Source organism: Exiguobacterium sp. s124, from assembly GCF_018617485.1.
GTDB lineage: Bacteria > Bacillota > Bacilli > Exiguobacteriales > Exiguobacteriaceae > Exiguobacterium > Exiguobacterium aestuarii.
The window spans coordinates 636,370-655,314 of record NZ_JACSKH010000001.1; the positions used below are offsets into that span (position 1 = coordinate 636,370).

20 protein-coding genes and 1 tRNA gene are annotated in these 18,945 nt (G+C 49.6%); 19 read left to right on the forward strand and 2 right to left on the reverse strand.

The window, feature by feature from the left end:
• From lgt to KNO85_RS03380, 11 genes are all read left to right on the forward strand, one after another.
• A complete protein-coding gene (lgt, locus tag KNO85_RS03330; RefSeq protein ID WP_214786942.1) occupies positions 1-819 on the forward strand; it encodes a prolipoprotein diacylglyceryl transferase in 819 nt (272 codons plus the stop codon).
• Entirely contained in the window at positions 819-1,469 is a 651-nt protein-coding gene (gene ppaX / locus KNO85_RS03335) for a pyrophosphatase PpaX (RefSeq protein ID WP_214786944.1), read from the forward strand. The genes lgt and ppaX overlap by 1 nt, the downstream gene beginning before the upstream one ends.
• Complete coding sequence (locus tag KNO85_RS03340) at positions 1,462-1,944, forward strand: acyltransferase (protein WP_214786945.1); 483 nt, start codon at positions 1,462-1,464, stop codon at positions 1,942-1,944. Before ppaX ends, KNO85_RS03340 begins: the two co-directional genes overlap by 8 nt.
• A gap of 294 nt (positions 1,945-2,238) precedes the next feature.
• Positions 2,239-3,711, forward strand: coding sequence for a tetratricopeptide repeat protein (locus tag KNO85_RS03345; protein WP_214786947.1), 1,473 nt, complete (start codon positions 2,239-2,241; stop codon positions 3,709-3,711).
• Positions 3,712-3,779: 68 nt separating this feature from the next.
• Positions 3,780-4,733: a thioredoxin-disulfide reductase gene (gene trxB / locus KNO85_RS03350; protein WP_214786950.1), complete on the forward strand. Its 954-nt coding sequence runs from the start codon at positions 3,780-3,782 to the stop codon at positions 4,731-4,733.
• A 120-nt stretch (positions 4,734-4,853) separates the two neighbouring features.
• Positions 4,854-5,726, forward strand: coding sequence for an RNase adapter RapZ (gene rapZ, locus KNO85_RS03355; RefSeq protein ID WP_214786952.1), 873 nt, complete (start codon positions 4,854-4,856; stop codon positions 5,724-5,726).
• 1 nt (position 5,727) lies between these two features.
• Positions 5,728-6,723, forward strand: a complete 996-nt coding sequence (locus KNO85_RS03360) for a gluconeogenesis factor YvcK family protein (RefSeq protein WP_214786954.1) — start codon at positions 5,728-5,730, stop codon at positions 6,721-6,723.
• 34 nt (positions 6,724-6,757) lie between these two features.
• A complete protein-coding gene (whiA, locus tag KNO85_RS03365) occupies positions 6,758-7,711 on the forward strand; it encodes a DNA-binding protein WhiA (RefSeq protein ID WP_074033630.1) in 954 nt (317 codons plus the stop codon).
• A gap of 84 nt (positions 7,712-7,795) precedes the next feature.
• Positions 7,796-8,035, forward strand: coding sequence for a CopG family transcriptional regulator (locus KNO85_RS03370; RefSeq protein WP_214786956.1), 240 nt, complete (start codon positions 7,796-7,798; stop codon positions 8,033-8,035).
• Between the two features lie 90 nt (positions 8,036-8,125).
• On the forward strand, positions 8,126-8,641 hold the full coding sequence (locus KNO85_RS03375; protein ID WP_214786958.1) for a DUF2179 domain-containing protein: 516 nt from the start codon (positions 8,126-8,128) through the stop codon (positions 8,639-8,641).
• Between the two features lie 89 nt (positions 8,642-8,730).
• Positions 8,731-9,174 carry a hypothetical protein gene (locus KNO85_RS03380; RefSeq protein ID WP_260569802.1) on the forward strand — a complete coding sequence of 148 codons (444 nt, stop codon included), beginning with the start codon at positions 8,731-8,733 and terminating at the stop codon, positions 9,172-9,174.
• A 43-nt stretch (positions 9,175-9,217) separates the two neighbouring features.
• Here KNO85_RS03380 and clpP read toward each other — a convergent pair whose 3' ends face one another.
• The gene (clpP, locus tag KNO85_RS03385) at positions 9,218-9,793 is read right to left on the reverse strand and encodes an ATP-dependent Clp endopeptidase proteolytic subunit ClpP (RefSeq protein WP_012726916.1); all 576 of its coding nucleotides are present in this window, start codon (positions 9,791-9,793) and stop codon (positions 9,218-9,220) included.
• Positions 9,794-9,944: 151 nt separating this feature from the next.
• Positions 9,945-10,017: transfer RNA gene (locus KNO85_RS03390), tRNA-Arg, on the reverse strand.
• A gap of 119 nt (positions 10,018-10,136) precedes the next feature.
• On the opposite strand from KNO85_RS03390, the gene KNO85_RS03395 reads away from it, so the two are divergent.
• From KNO85_RS03395 to eno, 8 genes are all read left to right on the forward strand, one after another.
• Complete coding sequence (locus tag KNO85_RS03395; RefSeq protein WP_214786962.1) at positions 10,137-11,282, forward strand: RNA polymerase factor sigma-54; 1,146 nt, start codon at positions 10,137-10,139, stop codon at positions 11,280-11,282.
• A gap of 5 nt (positions 11,283-11,287) precedes the next feature.
• Positions 11,288-11,545, forward strand: a complete 258-nt coding sequence (locus KNO85_RS03400; RefSeq protein WP_251126064.1) for a glutaredoxin family protein — start codon at positions 11,288-11,290, stop codon at positions 11,543-11,545.
• A 109-nt stretch (positions 11,546-11,654) separates the two neighbouring features.
• On the forward strand, positions 11,655-12,683 hold the full coding sequence (locus tag KNO85_RS03405) for a sugar-binding transcriptional regulator (protein WP_012726913.1): 1,029 nt from the start codon (positions 11,655-11,657) through the stop codon (positions 12,681-12,683).
• Positions 12,684-12,742: 59 nt separating this feature from the next.
• Entirely contained in the window at positions 12,743-13,750 is a 1,008-nt protein-coding gene (gap, locus tag KNO85_RS03410) for a type I glyceraldehyde-3-phosphate dehydrogenase (protein WP_214786964.1), read from the forward strand.
• A gap of 97 nt (positions 13,751-13,847) precedes the next feature.
• The gene (locus tag KNO85_RS03415; RefSeq protein WP_214746065.1) at positions 13,848-15,032 is read left to right on the forward strand and encodes a phosphoglycerate kinase; all 1,185 of its coding nucleotides are present in this window, start codon (positions 13,848-13,850) and stop codon (positions 15,030-15,032) included.
• Between the two features lie 18 nt (positions 15,033-15,050).
• Positions 15,051-15,803 carry a triose-phosphate isomerase gene (gene tpiA, locus KNO85_RS03420; protein ID WP_034778525.1) on the forward strand — a complete coding sequence of 251 codons (753 nt, stop codon included), beginning with the start codon at positions 15,051-15,053 and terminating at the stop codon, positions 15,801-15,803.
• The gene (gpmI, locus tag KNO85_RS03425) at positions 15,804-17,342 is read left to right on the forward strand and encodes a 2,3-bisphosphoglycerate-independent phosphoglycerate mutase (protein ID WP_214786965.1); all 1,539 of its coding nucleotides are present in this window, start codon (positions 15,804-15,806) and stop codon (positions 17,340-17,342) included.
• A 36-nt stretch (positions 17,343-17,378) separates the two neighbouring features.
• The gene (gene eno, locus KNO85_RS03430) at positions 17,379-18,671 is read left to right on the forward strand and encodes a phosphopyruvate hydratase (RefSeq protein WP_012726908.1); all 1,293 of its coding nucleotides are present in this window, start codon (positions 17,379-17,381) and stop codon (positions 18,669-18,671) included.
• The last annotated feature ends 274 nt before the right edge of the window (positions 18,672-18,945 follow it).

The following is an 18,945-nucleotide window of genomic DNA, read 5'->3' on the forward strand; positions in this document are numbered from 1 at the left end:
ATGGTAGAACCGACATTTGATCGTGTAGCGTTTGAAATTGGCTCTCTTCCGATATATTGGTATGGCATGATTATCGCCTTCGGAGCAATGCTTGGACTCGTCCTTGCCCTATATGAGGCGAAACGGATCAACTATGATTCGGAACGACTCGTCGACGTCGTCATCTGGTCGATTCCGATCAGTATCATCTTCGCGCGTATTTACTATGTGACGTTTCAATGGGATTACTACTCAGAGAACCTCGGGCAGATCATCGATATCCGTCAAGGCGGGATTGCCATTCACGGTGCCATCTTCGGGGCACTCCTTGTCGTCATCGTCTATTGTATGCGAAAATCGATGTCGTTCTGGAAAGTGACGGACATCTTGGCGCCATCACTTCTCCTCGGACAAGCAATCGGGCGCTGGGGGAACTTCATGAACCAAGAGGCCCATGGTGGCGAGACGACGCGTAGCTTCTTGCAAGATACGCTCATGTTACCGGATTGGATCGTCAATCAGATGTATATCGATGGCGCATATTATATCCCGACGTTCCTCTATGAAAGTGTTTGGAACATCATCGGGGTCATCCTTCTCGTCGCTTGGCGTATGATTGGGAACCCACGTCGTGGATATATCTTCTTGTCTTACCTCGTCTGGTATTCGATCGGTCGCTTCTATATTGAAGGACTCCGGACAGATAGTCTCATGTCAGGCGATTTGCGTGCAGCCCAAATGGTGTCAATCGCGCTGATTCTCTTCGGTATCGTCATGATGATCCTTCGCCGCAATGCGAAACGATACAATGACCCATCAGAGAAAGGATTGTTTGATTAATGGATACGCTCTTATTTGACTTAGACGGTACGTTACTCGATACGAACCCGCTCATCATCGCTAGTTTCCGCCATACGTTCGAGTATTATTTCCCGGAACATACGTATCGGGATGAGGACATCTATCGTTTCATCGGACCGACGCTCGAGAAGTCGTTCCGTGAATTGAACGAAGCGGAATGGAAAGAGATGCAAGCGTTCTATCGGAGTTTCAATATCGCCATGCACGACCAACTCGTCGCAGAGTATCCGGGTGTCATCGAAGGCCTATATCGCCTTCATGCGAAAGGATACAAGATGGGGGTCGTCACGTCGAAAGGTCGTCCGGTCGTCGAACGCGGCCTTCGGTTGTTCAACATCGACCATTTGTTTGACGTCGTCGTGACGGCGGACGATGTCGAGAATGAAAAACCACACGCCGAACCGGTCGAACGTGCGCTCCAAGCGCTTGATTCGTCACCGGAGCGAGCGGTCATGGTTGGGGATAACGACACAGACATCTTCAGCGGGAAAAATGCAGGGACGAAGACGGCCGCTGTCGGCTGGGCATTAAAAGGCCGCCCGTTCCTTGAGTCACTCGAGCCGGATGTTATCATCGACTCGATGGAACATTTCGAGGCATGGCTTGACGAGGTCAGCGTTCATGCGTAAGACAAAACGGTTTCGCATCGACGGACCGAATCCGCTTTGGCAGATGTATCGGACGATTCGCTTCCTGCGTGTCTTCAAAAACACGTCGGTCGTGCTCATCGGTCGTTACTTCCCTTCGGTGAAGGCGAAGCGTTGGCTGTACCGGACATTTCTCGGTATGAAGATCGGCGAGTATAGTGCCCTCGCCCTCATGGTCACGCCGGACGTCATGTTCCCGGAACGGATCACGATTGGTCGTAACACCGTCATCGGATTCAATTCGACGATTCTCTGTCATGAGTATCTCGTCGACGAGTATCGAATCGGGGACGTCGTTATCGGAAATGAAGTCTTAATCGGGGCGAACGTGACCATCTTACCAGGTGTGACGATCGGCGACGGTGCGGTCGTCGGTGCGGGTGCAGTCGTGCACCGCGACGTCTTACCGGGTGAGCGGGTCGTCGGTTCAAAGCTCCAGTCGCTGACACATATTTGACACAATTTTTCGCAAAATGTTTTTATGCCTTTTTTGTATCGAGGCGTGAAAGAATACTTGAGCGGTATCACTTTTTTTAAAAGAGATGCCGCTTTTTAATGGGAAAATGAAGCGAATTGACGGAATCATATTTTCGTTCAAAAACAATTTTTGGACCTAGTAAAAAATATTCATTATAGAGGGAATATAGTCGCAATTTTTTTTAACTTTTTCAGTTGCCCTCGTTGTTCGAGTGCGGTATTCTTATCCCTGCAACTAAAAAAAGATTTAGAGATGATGTGGAGGATTTAGAATATGGAAGCGAACTATGAAGCAGTAATGACGCTACCCGAACCAGAATCTCCGCTCGCTGCGGAGCTCCACTACTATAGAGGTCGTCGTGCGTTACGGGAAGGTCGCCTAGATGAAGCGACTTTTTTCATGGCTGAAGCGACAGCAGCAGCCACGCATCGCGTCGACTATCATAAACAGTACGCAGAACTGTTATTTGAAGTAGGGGAGGTCTACCACGCCAATGACGTGTGGAAACGAGTATTAGAGCTCGACGAGACCGCGACAGAGGCGCTCTATCACTTAGCGAGCAACTGTGCCTATGTCTCTCAATATGAAGAAGCGGCGAACTACGCTTCTGAATATCTCGCCCGTGACACGAAAGGTCACTATACGGAAGCCGTGCAATCCCTTCTCGAACTGATCGAACTCGAACAAGAGCTTGAGGACGAGGAAGAGGACGAATTGATCACATGGCATACAGAAGCACAGCGTCAAATCGACAAAGGCCGACTTTTTGCGGCGAAGGCGACGCTCGAGCGTTTGATTGGGCAGTACCCATCGTTTTGGCCAGCCTATAACAACCTATCCGTCGTCAGTTTTTACCTCGGCGATGACCAAGCGGCGTTTCGGACGCTCGAATATGTGCTCGACCAGAACCCGGGCAACTTGCATGCGATTTTGAACACGATCCTATTGCTGCATGAGGCGGGACAATCCGAAGCGGCGACGCAGTTATCGACGCCACTCACACGTGTCCGTCCACTCCAGTTTGACCTACGTTATAAATTGGCGACGACACTTGCCCTCGTCGGACATTATGACCGTGCGTATGAAGAATTACGTCTGTTGAAAGACCGCGGTTTTCGCGGTGACCCATTGTTTGGGCATTGGCTCAGCGTGTCTGCCTATAAGACAGGACGATTAGAAGAGGCAGCCACCTACTTGAACAATGAAGAGATGAAACGTTTCGAAGAGAAGCAAAGTTTCGACATTCGCGAAAACCTCGAGTTTCGTTCGGCGCTCGTACAAGGTCTTCGTCAAGAGACCGACCTAGCGCGAGTCGAAATCATTCGAATCATTTCTAATTTAAAAGATGATGAGGCGTTTGAGGCGCTTGCGCTGACGAACGCCGTGACAGAGAATGAGACGGTTCGTGCCTTCGCAGAGATGTGTCGTGCCGACCTCTGTCAACAACCGTTCCACGGAGACGTTCGCGTCAAGCGCGCGTTTGACGCCCTCGTCCTTGCCGAAGCGCATGTTTCGGAAGCGGAACGGATGAGTCTAGAAGGCGACTTCTATGAACGATTTGCGACGCTATTGTTGTCTGATGAAACATTTATGGACGTAACGGCATCGGCCGCTGCGCTCGTCTGGATGTTTTATACGAAACGTGACGCCTTGATTCTTGAGGAGTGTGCGAACGCCTTCCATCTCCCGGTCGACACGTTGACAGAGACGGTTCGTTCGTTCAAACGGACACTCGAACAAGCATAAAGATAGACGATACCCATACAGGTTTCTTATACTAAAGGCAATCAATTTCTTGCAGAGGTGGAATCAACATGACAGAAGAAAAAATTTATGACGTCATTATCATCGGTGCCGGTCCTGCCGGAATGACCGCTGCGCTATACGCTTCACGTGCAAACCTTTCAACACTTATGATCGAACGCGGAATTCCAGGTGGCCAGATGGCCAACACGGAAGACATCGAGAACTACCCAGGATACGACAGCATTCTCGGTCCTGACTTGTCTCAGAAGATGTTCGACCATTCGAAAGCATTCGGTGCGGAGTATGCATATGGGGACGTGCAAAGCATCTCGGATGAAACAGAATATAAAATCGTCCATGCGCACAACCGCGACTACAAAGCGCGTGCGATCATCCTCGCCTCTGGTGCTCAGTATAAGAAAATCGGTGTACCGGGTGAAGAAGAACTCGGTGGCCGTGGCGTATCGTACTGTGCGGTATGTGACGGAGCGTTCTTCAAAGGGAAAGATTTGTTCGTCATCGGTGGTGGCGACTCAGCTGTTGAAGAAGGTGTCTTCTTGACACGTTTCGCGAACAAGGTGACGATCGTTCACCGTCGCGATGAGCTCCGTGCTCAAAAAATTCTTCAAAAACGTGCGTTCGACAATGAGAAAATCGATTTCATTTGGAACCACACATTGAAAGAAATTACAGAGAAAGACGGAAAAGTCGGTGGGGCTCGTCTCGTCAGCACGGTTGACGGTACTGAGACAGACCATGACATCGACGGCGTCTTCATCTATATCGGCATGAACCCGATCACTGGATTCGTCCAAGACCTCGGAATCACGAACGAGCAAGGCTACATCGTCACGAACGAGGCGATGGAAACGAATATCCCAGGAATCTTCGCTGCCGGTGATGTTCGTGAGAAAACGCTTCGTCAAGTCGTCACGGCGACGAACGACGGATCGATTGCCGCTCAGAACGCTCAACACTTCATCGAGGGGCTCCTCGAATCGTTGCAAGAACAAAACGCATGATTCAATAAGGGAGGACTGCGGGAAACCGCAGTCCTTCTCTTTTTTTCGGACGTTCGTTATACTAGATGAAGAGAGCTACACACACGGCTCGGTTGTCAATTTTAAGGGGGCGTCAGTGAGATGAAAGATGTTAAGGGATTAGAAGAATTGATCATCATCAGTGGAATGAGCGGGGCTGGTAAGTCTGTCGCGATGAATAGTTTCGAAGATCTTGGCTATTTCTGTGTCGACAATTTGCCGCCGGTCCTTTTACCACAACTCATTGATGTCATCAGCTCGGTCCGACCGAAGATTGCGGTCGCGATTGATACGCGTACGAGAGATTTTATTGATAGTCTATTCATGGTCATTGATGATCTTGAACAAAAAAATATTCATCCACATTTGTTGTATTTAGACACACGGGATGACGTGCTCGTTCGTCGCTACAAAGAGACGAGACGGTCACATCCGCTCGCACCTGAAGATGCGCCGCTCGTCGGGATCAAGATGGAGCGGGAGTTGTTAGAAGGGTTCCGCGATCGGGCGCACACGTTGTATGACACGAGTGAGTTAAAACCGCAGATGTTGAAGGACCGCATCTTGCAACAATTTAACGAAGAGCGAATCCCGTTCACGGTCAACTTTATGTCGTTCGGATTTAAACATGGTGTACCGCTCGATATTGACTTGTTGTTCGATGTCCGCTTCATTACGAATCCATTCTATATTCCTGAACTTCGCCCGCTAACGGGTCAAATGGAAGAGGTTCAGGAGTATGTCATGTCGCATCCAGAGGCGAGGGTGTTTTATAAGAAGTTAATCGACATGCTCGAGTTTCTGCTTCCGCAATATAAGCGGGAAGGGAAAACCCAGATTGTCGTCGCATTCGGTTGCACGGGTGGAAAGCATCGATCTGTTACGTTCACTGAAAAAGTATCCGAGCACTTTGCTGAGCGTTACAATGTTAAAATGGTGCATCGCGACCTCGTTCATGCGACGAAGGAGAAATGACATGAAACGAGAGCGTAAAGTAGTCGCGATTGGTGGCGGAACAGGTCTTTCTACACTCGTACGTGGTTTGAAGCACTATCCTCTCGATATTACGGCCATTGTCACGGTGGGGGATGATGGCGGTAGCTCAGGGCGATTGCGTGACGAATTTCATATGCTACCACCTGGAGACATCCGTAACGTCATCTTGGCCTTATCGGAAGTCGAGCCGTTGATGGATAAAATTTTACAGTATCGTTTCGACACCGGGTATGGCCTAGAAGGTCATTCCCTCGGAAATTTAATGTTGACGGCGGCGACCCACATTTGTGAAGGGTCGTTCGTCAAAGCGATTGACGTCTTGTCGCAACTGTTGAACGCACAAGGAAAAGTATTGCCAGTGACCGAGACGCTTATGACACTTGCGGCAGAATTTGAAGACGGCACGATCGTGAAGGGAGAATCGAAAATTCCACTTCATAAACAACCGATCAAGCGCCTGTTCTTGCTTGAGGACGGTATCAAAGCAGCTCCAGGTGTTGTTGAGGCGATTGAAGGAGCAGATGTCATCGTTCTTGGTCCTGGAAGTCTTTATACGAGTATCGTGCCAAACTTGTTGATTTCTGAAGTCAGAGAAGCAATTATTCGTTCGGAAGTTCCTGTCGTCTATATTTGTAACGTCATGACACAACCGGGAGAGACGAAAGGATACGATGCGATGAAACATCTCAAAGTCGTCGAATCGTATTTGGGCAAATCATCAATCGATACGATTGTCGTGAACAATGAGCCGATTGATGAGGAATATTTAGAACGATATCGTGGAGACGGATCGGAAGAAGTCCGTTTTGACCGGAAGAAGCTTCGGAACTATGGAACGAATGTCCTGGCGGGAGATATCGTCGATTACAATCGAGATTACATCCGTCATGACTCCGACGCCATCGCTGGACTTGTCATGCAGCGGGTGCTCCGGATCAAGAAACCACGTTCGTTTCAGCAGCTTGAATTGAAATAAGAATTGTTTGAAAGATAGAAAGGAGGGGGACTCGATGAGCTTTGCATCAGATGTGAAGAAAGAATTGACACAACTCGAAGTGAACGACGCCGAGGCGAAAGCAGAATTGTCGGCACTCGTTCGGATGAACGGCGTCATCTCACTCGCCCTAGGACGAGGCATGACGCTCGACGTCTCGACCGAAAACGCCTCGATCGCCCGTCGGATGTATTCGTTGATGAAACGCCTCTATGACCATCCGCTAGACTTATTCGTACGGAAGAAAATGCGTCTGAAAAAGAATAACGTCTATATCGTCCGTGTGTCACAGCATGCGGAGACGATGCTTCGTGACCTTGAGATTCTCGGGGAGCACTATGAGATGATTCGGACGCTGAACTCAGATATGACACGTGATGAGAATTTGGCACGCGCCTACTTACGTGGGGCCTTCCTCGCCGGAGGATCGATCAACCATCCGAAGACGTCGTCGTATCATCTCGAAGTCTACAGCTTGTATGAAAACCATAACCAAGCGCTACGCGATCTGGCGAATCGGTTCGATTTGAACGCAAAGACGCTCGAACGGAAAAAAGGGCACATCCTCTATATGAAAGAGAGCGAGAAAATCTCCGACTTCCTCAAGTTGATCGGTGCGACACGAGGAATGCTCGAATTTGAGGATGCACGTATCATCAAAGACATGCGCAACTCCGTCAACCGCCTCGTCAACTGTGAGACGGCCAACTTGAACAAGACGGTCGGGGCGGCGTTACGCCAAGTCGAGAACATCAAGTTCTTGGAACGGACGGTCGGCCTCGATGTCTTGCCGAAAAAACTTCGAGAAATCGCTGAACTGCGCGTCACGCATCAAGATGTCTCGTTACAAGAACTTGGGGAAATGCTCGAGTCTGGTCCAATTTCGAAGTCTGGAATCAATCATCGACTTCGAAAAATTGACCAAATTGCCGAGCGTGTACGGAGCGGCGATGAGATCGCTTCTTCGTGACGCGGTTGCGTCAAAACCATTCTTCCTATATAATAAGCAACTGGAATAGGTTTACTGAATAGGAATTAAAGGAGCTTCATCACTATGTCGAATGAAAAGAAAAGATTATCACTCACGATTGACGCTAAGCTCGATCAGGTCATCACAGAGCGCGCAAAAGAAATCGGGATCCCGAAAAGTGCCCTCGTCACGTTTGCGACGAGCCTCTTCTTGAACCAACTTCGCGCAGAAGAGTTGTTGAACGGCGACAAAAACTCAATCTACGAAGTGATTCGTAAAGATTATGAGTTGCTTACAAGCGTGAAAAATCTAGATACGAAATAATAAGGTTGACTTCGGTCAGCCTTTTTTAGTTGCATCTCTCCCGGAAATTTGGAATAGTGGTGGTAATGAATTTGAACGGAGGTCGATCGAATGGGTCAAATCTTACTCATCCTATTGCTGCAACTTATCTACGTCCCGGTGCTCACGCTCCGAACGATCATGCTCGTGAAAGGGAAGACGGTCATCGCGGGTCTGTTCGGAACGCTTGAAACGCTCATCTATATTTTCGCACTCGGAATCGTATTCCAAGATTTGACGACGCTCGGTATGATCGTATACGCGGTCGGGTTCGGACTCGGGATTTTACTCGGTGGCTACGTTGAACGTAAACTCGCCATCGGCTACAACATGATTCAAGTCCACACGAAAGAGTATCCGGCAGAGCTCATCCAACAGATGCGTGACAATGGTTACGGGGTGACGCATTACCAAGGACAAGGTCGAGACGGTGTCCGTTATCGTCTGGACGTCTTGGCAGCCCGGACACGGATGAAAGAATTGCGTGATCTCGTCGAGAAGCATGAGCCGAAGGCGTTTCTCGTCGCATTCGACCCAATCGACTTCAAAGGCGGCTATATGATGAAAGGACTGCGTCGTCCGAAATGACGCACAAGACTCACGGAAGTGGGTCTTTTTTTGTTGGAGTAGGGATTTTACCGCACAATATGGAACTAGTGAGGAAAGGAGATGAGACCGTGAAGAGCAATCGGCGTTTTTGGATCGTATTGATTGGGTTACTTGTCGGTGTGTGGGGGATTTATGTCGCCGTGTCTTGGTTCGGTGATGGGAACGATCCCGTAAAGCCACCGCTACCGACGGTTCGTGTCGGCTCGGTGACAGCGGAAGTGGAGCAATCGACCTATTGTTGGGAAGCCGGAAATCGTGCAACGTGCGCCGACTACGGCTTGCCGGAAGCCGAGGACCTGCAACTGATCACGGTCAAACCGGGTGATGCGATTGACGTCGTCTATCATGCCGACCCGATGGAATCGACTTTTTATCGAGTCGAGGACGGAGAACTCGTCCCGGCTGAACCGGTCGTGCCAGACGAACCAGGTATTTATGTATATGAGATTGGTGGGGAATGGACACAAGGCGACAGCCGATACGTGTTCGGTGTCAGGGTACCTGAAAAATAGAAAAAGACGTTTCCCGATTAATCGGGAAACGTCTTTTGTATGATTAGCGTGTCATGACTTTGTCGATGAGACCGTAGTCTTTCGCTTGGTCAGCTGCCATGAAGTAGTCACGCTCTGTGTCGCGCTCGATTACTTCAAGTGGCTGTCCTGTGTTCTCAGCCATGATTTGGTTCAATTTCTCACGCATTTTGATGATGCGCTCTGCGTGAATCTTAATGTCTGACGCTTGGCCCTGTGTGCCGCCGAGCGGTTGGTGAATCATGATTTCTGCGTTCGGAAGTGCGAAGCGTTTTCCTTTTTCACCGGCTTGGAGCAAGAAGGCACCCATCGATGCAGCCATTCCGATACAAATCGTCGACACGTTTGGCTTGATGAAGTTCATCGTGTCATAAATCGCCATACCTGCTGTAATCGAACCACCTGGGCTGTTGATGTAGAGCGAGATGTCCTTTTCTGGATCCTCAGCTGCGAGGAAGAGGAGCTGTGCGACGATTGAGTTCGCGACGTTGTCGTCAATCGCACTTCCGAGAAGGATGATACGGTCTTTGAGCAAGCGTGAGTAGATGTCATACGCGCGCTCCCCACGGCCTGTCTGTTCGATAACTGTTGGAATTAACATTGAATCTGCCTCCTTTATGTAGGTTGTAAGTTCATCATACCTGTATAGTCAATGTTGGTCAAACGATAGTCATCGTTTTTCAACTATTCCACGATTTTCTCGTTATGAAACGAAAAAGAGACCAGGCAATCTGCCTGATCTCTATATGTAATACACCCGGAGAGATTCGAACTCCCGACACCTGGCACCGGAAACCAGTGCTCTATCCCCTGAGCTACGGGTGCATGTGTGTGACACGAATTTATTATACATTTGTTTTATTGAAAAAGCAATCCTGTTCATTACGCTTTTTTGAGCGCGAGTGGAGCGGGTTCGTTACAATAGAAGAGAGGGGGGGAGAACGATGCAACGGCAAGAACAAAAACAGGTGCAACAGCAACAGATGACACAAGACCTTGTGCAACGGCTGCCGGTACTCGAGGCGGATCGTCTCGCGCTCACGTTTCGTCTCGCACGTCTCGCGCGACATAATCCAAACATTCATGTCGGGAGCGGGGATCTCGGATGGATTGCAGATGCGGCGAGTGCGTTCGAGGAGAAGTTGTTCACGCAGATTCGGGAAGGAAGCGGTAGCGAGACGGAGAAGGAGCTGAGACGACAACTCGTCCTCTTGCTCGATCATCGAGGGTTGTTGCCGGACACGAATGAGGGATTGGCGGAGCGGTTCGGTATCGACGTCTCTCAAATCGAACAGGCGAGACAGGCACTCCTATTTCTTGAACCGACGGGGATCGGGGCAAGAACGGAACGGGAGTGTCAGTATCGGCATGCGATCGAGCATGAGGACCCGCGCGTCGTCGATGTATTCGATGCGATTGAGAGTGGAGTGAGCCATCAACAGATGGCAAGCGCGCTCGCGATTTCGGAAGAAGAACTAGCCCGTCTAGAACGGATTGTCGCGACACTTCCGAAGCGTCCTTTATTATATGAAGAAACGGGGCACGTCTATCCGGAAGTCGAAGTGTGTGTGGAGGACGGGGAACTTGTCACGACGTGGCTCAGTCCGGAACTTGACGAGACATGTGTCGGGAATGACCGCGAGGCGAAGTGGTGGATGACATCCCTTGCGATGCGAAACGAGACGCTTCGAGACATTTGGGCGGTCATCGAGTCGCGTCAGACCGAGTGGCTCAAAGGAGAACTTGTCCTCCATCCGTTGACACGTCGTACCGTCGCGCAACAAATCGGAAAGCACGAATCAACGGTCGGGCGTGCCATACAAGGGAAGTTCGCGAAGACCGAGGGCGGAATCATGGAATGGCGACACTTTTTCGTCCGGTCGACGAGTCATGGGCATTCGCCGTTCATGATCAAACGGACGCTCGCGGAACTCATCCAACGAGAGAAGGCGCCGCAAAGTGATCAAGCCCTCGCTAAAGAGCTCGCCCGATACGGATATCTCGTGACGCGACGGACCGTGACGAACTATCGGGAAGAACTCGGATTCGGCAATTCGCGTGAGCGTGAGCGACAGTTATGGAAAGGATGACGAAAATGAAATTTACATTATATAAACGTGACAACTGTTCACTCTGTGACGAGGCGATCGTCATGCTCGAATGGTTGCAGGAAGATTATCCGATTGAGCTCGAACAAGTCGACATCACGGGAGACGAGGTACTCGAGGCGAAGTACCTCTTCGAAATCCCCGTTCTTATACACGAAGGGCAAGTCATCAGTCAAGGGCGATATGATGACAACAAAGTTGAAGATTTTGTTAAGTATACGCTTACATCGAAAAAAAACGTTTGAAGGGGTTGCCAGACGGAAAAGTGATTGATAAGATGAACTCGTAGCGGTGGGACGCAAATAAAAAAGTGGGACAAAATTTGTCCACGCTGAAAGTCGAGGGGGGAAGAGCATGATCCAGCAACTGATTCACGTTCAGAAGCAAATTGTCCCTGACCTGCTCGATACGCTCCGACATCGTTACGATATCTTACATTATGTCCGCTTGATGCAGCCGATTGGCCGCAGGACACTCGCAACGAGTTTGGGACTGACCGAACGGGTGCTCAGACGAGAAGTCGACTTTTTGAAAGACCAAGGTCTTCTTTACGTCGCTACTCAAGGAATTTCCCTTAGTGAGACGGGACGAAACGTCTTACGAGACTTGCACGAGATCATGGGAGAACTTCTCGGAATCTCAGAAGTGGCAAGAGAGCTCGAAGAGAAATTAGGGGTTCGCCAAGTCGTCATCGTACCAGGTGATTCAGATGAGACGTTCTGGGTCCAACGCGATATCGGACGGGCAGCGGTCACGCAGTTAAAAGCGCGGCTTGCACCGGATGATAACGTGATTGCGGTAACGGGTGGAACGACAATGGCATCGGTTGCGGCGATGATGTCGCCCGATAAAAAAGAACGCCCGATGCATTTTGTGCCCGCACGCGGAGGTCTTGGTGAAACGCTTGAACTTCAAGCGAATACCGTCTGTTCACGCATGGCGGACCGGGCCCACGCAGACTATCATCTTCTACATATTCCGGATGAAGTGTCACAAGAAACATTCGACCGGATGGTGGAGGAACCTAGTATTAAAAATGTACTGGAAATGATTAGAGCGGCGCGAATTGTGGTACATGGAATTGGTGAGGCAGAAACGATGGCAAAACGCCGTCATGCATCACCGGAGCATTTGCGGATGATTGAACGGCATGACGCCGTCGCCGAAGCATTCGGATATTATTTCAATGCGGAAGGTGAGATCGTTCATCGCGTTAAGACAGTCGGAATCCAACTCGAAGAGCTGGATGACATGGATACCGTCATCGCGGTTGCCGGAGGAAAATCGAAGGCACAGGCGATCGCCGCTTATGCGAAACACACGTCGAACATCATCCTCGTCACAGACGAAGGTGCGGCGAAAGAATTATTAACTTGTTATTAAAGAGTTGACCCCCCGTTGGCTCTTCAATAAATAGCTTCTACCCTAAGGAGGAAATTAACATGGCAGTAAAAGTTGGTATTAACGGATTTGGACGTATCGGTCGTTTGGCATTCCGCGAGATCATCAAAAACGAAGGGATCGAAGTTGTTGCAATCAACGACTTGACAGACACGAAGATGCTTGCGCACCTTCTCAAGTATGACACGACTCAAGGTCGTTTCGACGGAGAAGTTGAAGTACATGACGATCACTTCCTCGTAAACGGAGAGAAAGTTATCACGCTTGCTAACCGTAACCCTGAAGAACTTCCATGGGGAGACCTCGGTGTAGACATCGTTCTCGAATGTACTGGATTCTTCACTTCTAAAGAAAAAGCTGAGCTTCACTTGAAAGCTGGCGCGAAGAAAGTTGTTATCTCGGCTCCTGCTACAGGTGACATGAAGACTGTTGTTTACAACACAAACCACGACATCCTCGATGGTACTGAAACAGTCATCTCAGGTGCTTCTTGTACAACAAACTGCTTGGCACCAATGGCTAAAGTACTTCAAGACCAGTTTGGAATCGTTGAAGGTCTCATGACTACGATCCACGCTTACACTGGCGACCAAAACACACTTGACGCTCCACACCCGAAAGGTGACTTCCGTCGTGCACGTGCAGCTGCAGCGAACATCGTACCTAACACAACAGGTGCTGCTAAAGCAATCGGTCTCGTAATTCCTGAACTTCAAGGAAAACTTGACGGTGCTGCACAACGTGTACCAGTTGCTACAGGTTCACTCACTGAACTCGTAACTGTACTCGACAAGCAAGTATCTGTTGACGAAGTAAACGCAGCAATGAAAGCAGCAGCAAACGAGTCATTCGGTTACACTGAAGACGAAATCGTTTCTTCTGACATCGTTGGAATCACATACGGTTCACTCTTCGACGCGACTCAAACGAAAGTAATGACAGTTGGCGACAAGCAACTCGTTAAGACAGTTTCTTGGTACGACAACGAAATGTCTTACACTGCACAATTGGTTCGCACACTCAAGCACTTCGCTAACATCGCGAAGTAAGTTCGTGAACTAAATAGAATCAAATAGGAGCGGAAACAAGTGATTGTTCTCCGCTCTATTTATGAAATGACATGCACGACATATGGAGGCGAAAGTTATGAACAAACAGTCTATTCGTGACATCGATGTAAAAGGGAAACGCGTCTTTTGCCGCGTTGACTTCAACGTTCCACTCAAAGATGGCGTCATCCAAGACGAAACTCGGATCCAAGCCGCACTTCCAACGATCAAGCATTTGCTTGACGGTGGTGCGAAACTCGTCCTTGCGAGCCACCTCGGCCGTCCGAAAGGCGAGAAGAACCCTGAGTTCTCACTTGCTCCAGTAGCGAAGCGTCTCGCTGAGCTCCTCGGAAAAGATGTACCGCTCGTCGAAGAAGCATACGGTCCGGTCGCAGAAGAAGCGGTCGCTAAACTCTCTGAAGGCGATGTCGTCGTTTTAGAGAACGTTCGTTTCTACCCAGGTGAAACGAAAAACGACGCTGAACTTGCAAAAGGATTCGCAGCACTTGCTGACGTATACGTCAACGACGCGTTCGGCGCGGCTCACCGTGCACACGCTTCAACTGAAGGAATTGCACACCACGTGGACACAGCCGTTGCTGGTCTCTTGATGGAAAAAGAACTTGAAGTTCTCGGTAAAGCTCTTTCTAACCCAGACCGTCCGTTCACGGCGATTATCGGCGGGTCGAAAGTAGCTGACAAGATTGGGGTCATCGACCATCTTCTTGACATCGTTGACACACTCATCATCGGTGGCGGACTCTCGTACACGTTCTCGAAAGCACTCGGGCACGAAGTCGGGACGTCGCTCCTTGAAGAGGATAAGCTTGACCTCGCTCGTCAATTCATGAAGAAAGCAGAAGACAAAGGCGTGAAATTCTTGATGCCTGTCGACTGTGTCATCACGAAAGAATTCGGCGAAGAAACGTATGTCGGCCCAGTCGATATCGACTCGATCCCAGCGGATCACATGGGTCTTGATATCGGACCGAAGACAGTCGAACTTTACGCGGACGCGATTCGCGAATCGAAACTTGTCGTATGGAACGGACCGATGGGCGTATTCGAACTTGATAAATACGCAAACGGAACGAAAGGTGTCGCTCAAGCACTTGCAGACAGCGATGCATATTCAATCATCGGTGGTGGCGACTCAGCCGCTGCGGCAGCCAAGTTTGGTCTTGCTGACAAGATGAGTCACATTTCAACTGGTGGTGGCGCGTCACTCGAATTCATGGAAGGCAAAAAACTTCCAGGTGTCGAGGCGCTTAACGACAAGTAATTTAGAGGAGGGTTATCGATGCGTAAACCGATTATTGCAGGTAACTGGAAAATGAACAAAACACTCTCGGAAGCAGTCGCTTTCGTAGAGGAAGTTAAAAACAACATCCCGTCTACTGACAAAGTAGATGCAGCGATTGGTGCTCCGGCACTTTTCCTCGCACCGATGGTAGAAGCAGCTAAAGGGTCAAACTTGAAGCTCGGTGCACAAAACATGTACGACAAAGATAGCGGTGCCTACACTGGCGAAATCAGCCCAGCTATGGTCGCTGACCTCGGCGTGACTTACGTCATCCTCGGTCACTCAGAACGTCGCGAGTACTTCGGAGAATCAGATGCGTTCATCAACAGCAAAACGAAAAAAGCGTTCGAACACGGTCTTACGCCAATCGTTTGTGTCGGTGAAACACTCGAGGAGCGCGAAGGCGACAAGTTCGAAGAAGTCATCAAAACACAAGTCGAAGGCGGTCTCGCTGACCTCTCTGCTGACCAAGTCAAACAACTCGTCATCGCGTATGAGCCAGTTTGGGCAATCGGTACAGGTAAATCAGCAGACGAAGCTGACGCACAAAGCTCTTGTAAGTATGTTCGCGACGTGGTGAAAGGTCTTTACGGCGAAGACGTAGCGGCTGCAGTACGCATCCAATACGGTGGATCTGTAAAACCTGAGAACATCAAAGAGTACATGGCACAAGAAGATATCGACGGCGCACTCGTCGGCGGTGCTTCACTTGAAGCCGCTTCGTTCCTCAAATTGTTGGAGGCGATTTAAATGGCTAGACCAGTCGCACTCATCATCTTAGATGGTTTCGGGATGCGTGATGAATCGTTCGGTAACGCAGTCATGGCTGCGGACAAGCCGAACTTCGATCGCTACTGGGAGCAGTATCCACATACGCTCTTAAACGCAAAAGGCGAGTACGTCGGTCTTCCAGAAGGGCAGATGGGGAACTCGGAAGTCGGTCACTTAAATATCGGTGCCGGTCGAGTTGTCTATCAGTCACTCTCACGCGTCAACAACGCAATCCAAGATCGTTCGTTCTTCGACCGTCAGGCGATGAACCATTTGGCAGGACATGTGAAGAAACATGACTCGAGCCTCCACATCATGGGCCTCGTGTCAGATGGTGGGATTCACTCGCACATCAAACACATGTATGCCATCGTTGAGTTCGCAAAACTCCACGGTATTGAAAAAGTGTACATTCACGCGTTCACGGACGGCCGTGACTGTGATCCGAAGTCAGGTGCTGGTTTCCTCAAGGAAACAGAAGAAAAGCTCGCTGAACTCGGTGTCGGTCAAGTCGCTAGCGTGTCTGGTCGCTACTATGCCATGGACCGCGACAACCGTTGGGAGCGCGTCGAGAAAGTATACGACGTCCTCGTAAACGGAAAAGGCGAAGTCGGTACGGACCCAGTCGAGGTTCTCAAGAAGTCGTATGAGAACGATTTGACGGATGAGTTCGTCTTACCGACAGTCATCGAAAAAGATGGCAAGCCGATCGCAACAATTCAAGACAACGATGCGATCATGTTCTTCAACTTCCGTCCGGACCGGGCGATCCAGTTGTCGAAAGTATTCAAAGAGAAAGCTGGATTCGAAGGCTTCAAACTCTCTGAAAACCATCCTGAGAACCTTCTTCTCGTTTCGATGACGAAGTACTCGGATGATATCGACACGGACATCGTCTTCCCACCGGAAGATTTGAAAAACACACTCGGGGAAACACTCTCTGCGCAAGGATACAAACAGCTCCGTGCCGCAGAAACAGAGAAGTACCCACACGTCACGTTCTTCTTGAACGGACAAAAAGAAAAGCCATTCGAAGGCGAGGATCGTCTCCTCGTACCTTCACCGAAAGTCGCGACATACGACTTGCAACCAGAAATGAGTGCGTACGAACTCACAGACGGCTTGCTCGAGCGTATCGAGTCGGATGAGTATGATGCATACATCATCAACTTCGCGAACCCGGATATGGTTGGTCACTCAGGTAAGCTTGAGCCGACGAAGAAAGCGATCGAAGCAGTCGATGAGTGCCTCGGTAAAGTAGTGGACGCATTACTTGCTAAAGGCGGCGCGGCCATCATCACAGCAGACCACGGGAACGCAGACATCGTCACGAACCCGGACGGCTCGCCGATGACGGCGCACACGACGGAACCTGTTCCGTGTATCATCACAAAAGAGGGAGTCGAACTGAAACCAGTTCTCGAAGGCGCACTTTGCGACCTCGCCCCAACACTTCTCGACCTTCTCGGTGGAGAGCAGCCAGCTGAAATGACTGGTTCATCAATCGTTACAAAATAATACAACTATTTTTCAAACGAAAAGGAGCGATTTTTCATGTCAATGATTACAGAAATTTACGCACGCGAGATTTTAGATTCACGCGGTAACCCATCAGTAGAAGTAGAAGTCTTCACAGAAGACGGCGGTTTCGGCCGTGCCCTCGTCCCATCAGGCGCATCAACAGGTGAGCACGAAGCAGTTGAGCTTCGCGATGGCGACAAGTCACGTTACCTCGGTAAAGGTGTCTTGAAAGCAGTTGCGAACGTGAACGACACAATCGCACCAGAACTCATCGGCTACGATGTCTTCGACCAAAACGCAATTGATGCGAAAATGATCGAACTCGACGGTACGCCAAACAAAGCTAAACTTGGTGCTAACGCAATCCTCGGTGTGTCAATGGCAGCCGCTCACGCAGCAGCAGATGAGCTCGGTCTCCCACTTTACACATACCTCGGTGGATTCAACGCGAAGACACTTCCAACACCAATGATGAACATCATCAACGGTGGTTCGCACGCGGACAACAACGTGGACTTCCAAGAGTTCATGATCATGCCTGTTGGCGCGCCAACATTCCGTGAAGCGCTCCGTATGGGTGCTGAAGTATTCCACGCCCTCAAATCAGTTCTTTCTGGTATGGGTCTTAACACAGCAGTCGGTGACGAAGGTGGTTTCGCACCAAACTTGAAGTCTAACGAAGAAGCGATCACAGTTATCCTTGAAGCGATCGAAAAAGCTGGTTACAAACCAGGTGAAGACGTCTACCTCGCAATGGACGTTGCATCTTCTGAGTTCTACGACAAATCAACTGGTAAATACGAACTCGCTGGCGAAGGTAAGTCACTCACAACTGCTGAGCTTGTAGACTTCTACGCTGAGCTCGTTGACAAGTACCCAATCCTCTCAATCGAAGATGGTTGTGACGAAAACGACTGGGATGGCCACAAGCTTCTCACAGACAAAATCGGACACAAAGTTCAACTCGTTGGGGATGACCTCTTCGTAACGAACACATCTAAACTTGCTGAAGGTATCGAAAAAGGAATTGCGAACTCGATCCTCATCAAAGTTAACCAAATCGGTACGCTCACAGAAACATTCGACGCGATCGAAATGGCTAAAAAAGCTGGTTACACAGCAGTTGTCTCACACCGTTCTGGTGAAACAGAAGACGCGACAATCGCGGACATCGCTGTTGCGACAAACGCTGGACAAATCAAAACTGGTTCACTTTCACGTACAGACCGTATCGCGAAATACAACCAACTTCTCCGCATCGAAGACATGCTCGGCGATGTAGCGAAATACGACGGCATCAAGTCGTTCTACAACCTTAAAAAATAATTGATTGTTTTCAGGCTCGCCGAATGGCGGGCCTGTTTTTTTGTGGAATATCCATTCAATCGACGGGCGTGAACGCTTTACAGCGTCATCCTTGCATCACTCTCCCAACGTCCAAGTAGTCGCCCCTCACATTCAATGAAATTACCCTCGACTTCAGCATGGACAGAAGTGGTTCTGAAACGGTGTATGCAGGGAATAGAATTAGTGAAGCATGAATGGGGAGGAGTTTCTCATGATGATGCTAGGGGTTCTTCTCGTCATCGGTCTGATTGCA

Bases quoted from the DNA above. Each gene is read 5' to 3' on its own strand.
- lgt (WP_214786942.1), top strand. From the start codon at position 1: ATGGTAGAACCGACATTTGATCGTGTAGCGTTTGAAATTGGCTCTCTT.
- ppaX (WP_214786944.1), top strand. From the start codon at position 819: ATGGATACGCTCTTATTTGACTTAGACGGTACGTTACTCGATACGAAC.
- KNO85_RS03340 (WP_214786945.1), top strand. From the start codon at position 1,462: ATGCGTAAGACAAAACGGTTTCGCATCGACGGACCGAATCCGCTTTGG.
- KNO85_RS03345 (WP_214786947.1), top strand. From the start codon at position 2,239: ATGGAAGCGAACTATGAAGCAGTAATGACGCTACCCGAACCAGAATCT.
- trxB (WP_214786950.1), top strand. From the start codon at position 3,780: ATGACAGAAGAAAAAATTTATGACGTCATTATCATCGGTGCCGGTCCT.
- rapZ (WP_214786952.1), top strand. From the start codon at position 4,854: ATGAAAGATGTTAAGGGATTAGAAGAATTGATCATCATCAGTGGAATG.
- KNO85_RS03360 (WP_214786954.1), top strand. From the start codon at position 5,728: ATGAAACGAGAGCGTAAAGTAGTCGCGATTGGTGGCGGAACAGGTCTT.
- whiA (WP_074033630.1), top strand. From the start codon at position 6,758: ATGAGCTTTGCATCAGATGTGAAGAAAGAATTGACACAACTCGAAGTG.
- KNO85_RS03370 (WP_214786956.1), top strand. From the start codon at position 7,796: ATGTCGAATGAAAAGAAAAGATTATCACTCACGATTGACGCTAAGCTC.
- KNO85_RS03375 (WP_214786958.1), top strand. From the start codon at position 8,126: ATGGGTCAAATCTTACTCATCCTATTGCTGCAACTTATCTACGTCCCG.
- clpP (WP_012726916.1), bottom strand. From the start codon at position 9,793: ATGTTAATTCCAACAGTTATCGAACAGACAGGCCGTGGGGAGCGCGCG.
- KNO85_RS03395 (WP_214786962.1), top strand. From the start codon at position 10,137: ATGCAACGGCAAGAACAAAAACAGGTGCAACAGCAACAGATGACACAA.
- KNO85_RS03400 (WP_251126064.1), top strand. From the start codon at position 11,288: ATGAAATTTACATTATATAAACGTGACAACTGTTCACTCTGTGACGAG.
- KNO85_RS03405 (WP_012726913.1), top strand. From the start codon at position 11,655: ATGATCCAGCAACTGATTCACGTTCAGAAGCAAATTGTCCCTGACCTG.
- gap (WP_214786964.1), top strand. From the start codon at position 12,743: ATGGCAGTAAAAGTTGGTATTAACGGATTTGGACGTATCGGTCGTTTG.
- KNO85_RS03415 (WP_214746065.1), top strand. From the start codon at position 13,848: ATGAACAAACAGTCTATTCGTGACATCGATGTAAAAGGGAAACGCGTC.
- tpiA (WP_034778525.1), top strand. From the start codon at position 15,051: ATGCGTAAACCGATTATTGCAGGTAACTGGAAAATGAACAAAACACTC.
- gpmI (WP_214786965.1), top strand. From the start codon at position 15,804: ATGGCTAGACCAGTCGCACTCATCATCTTAGATGGTTTCGGGATGCGT.
- eno (WP_012726908.1), top strand. From the start codon at position 17,379: ATGTCAATGATTACAGAAATTTACGCACGCGAGATTTTAGATTCACGC.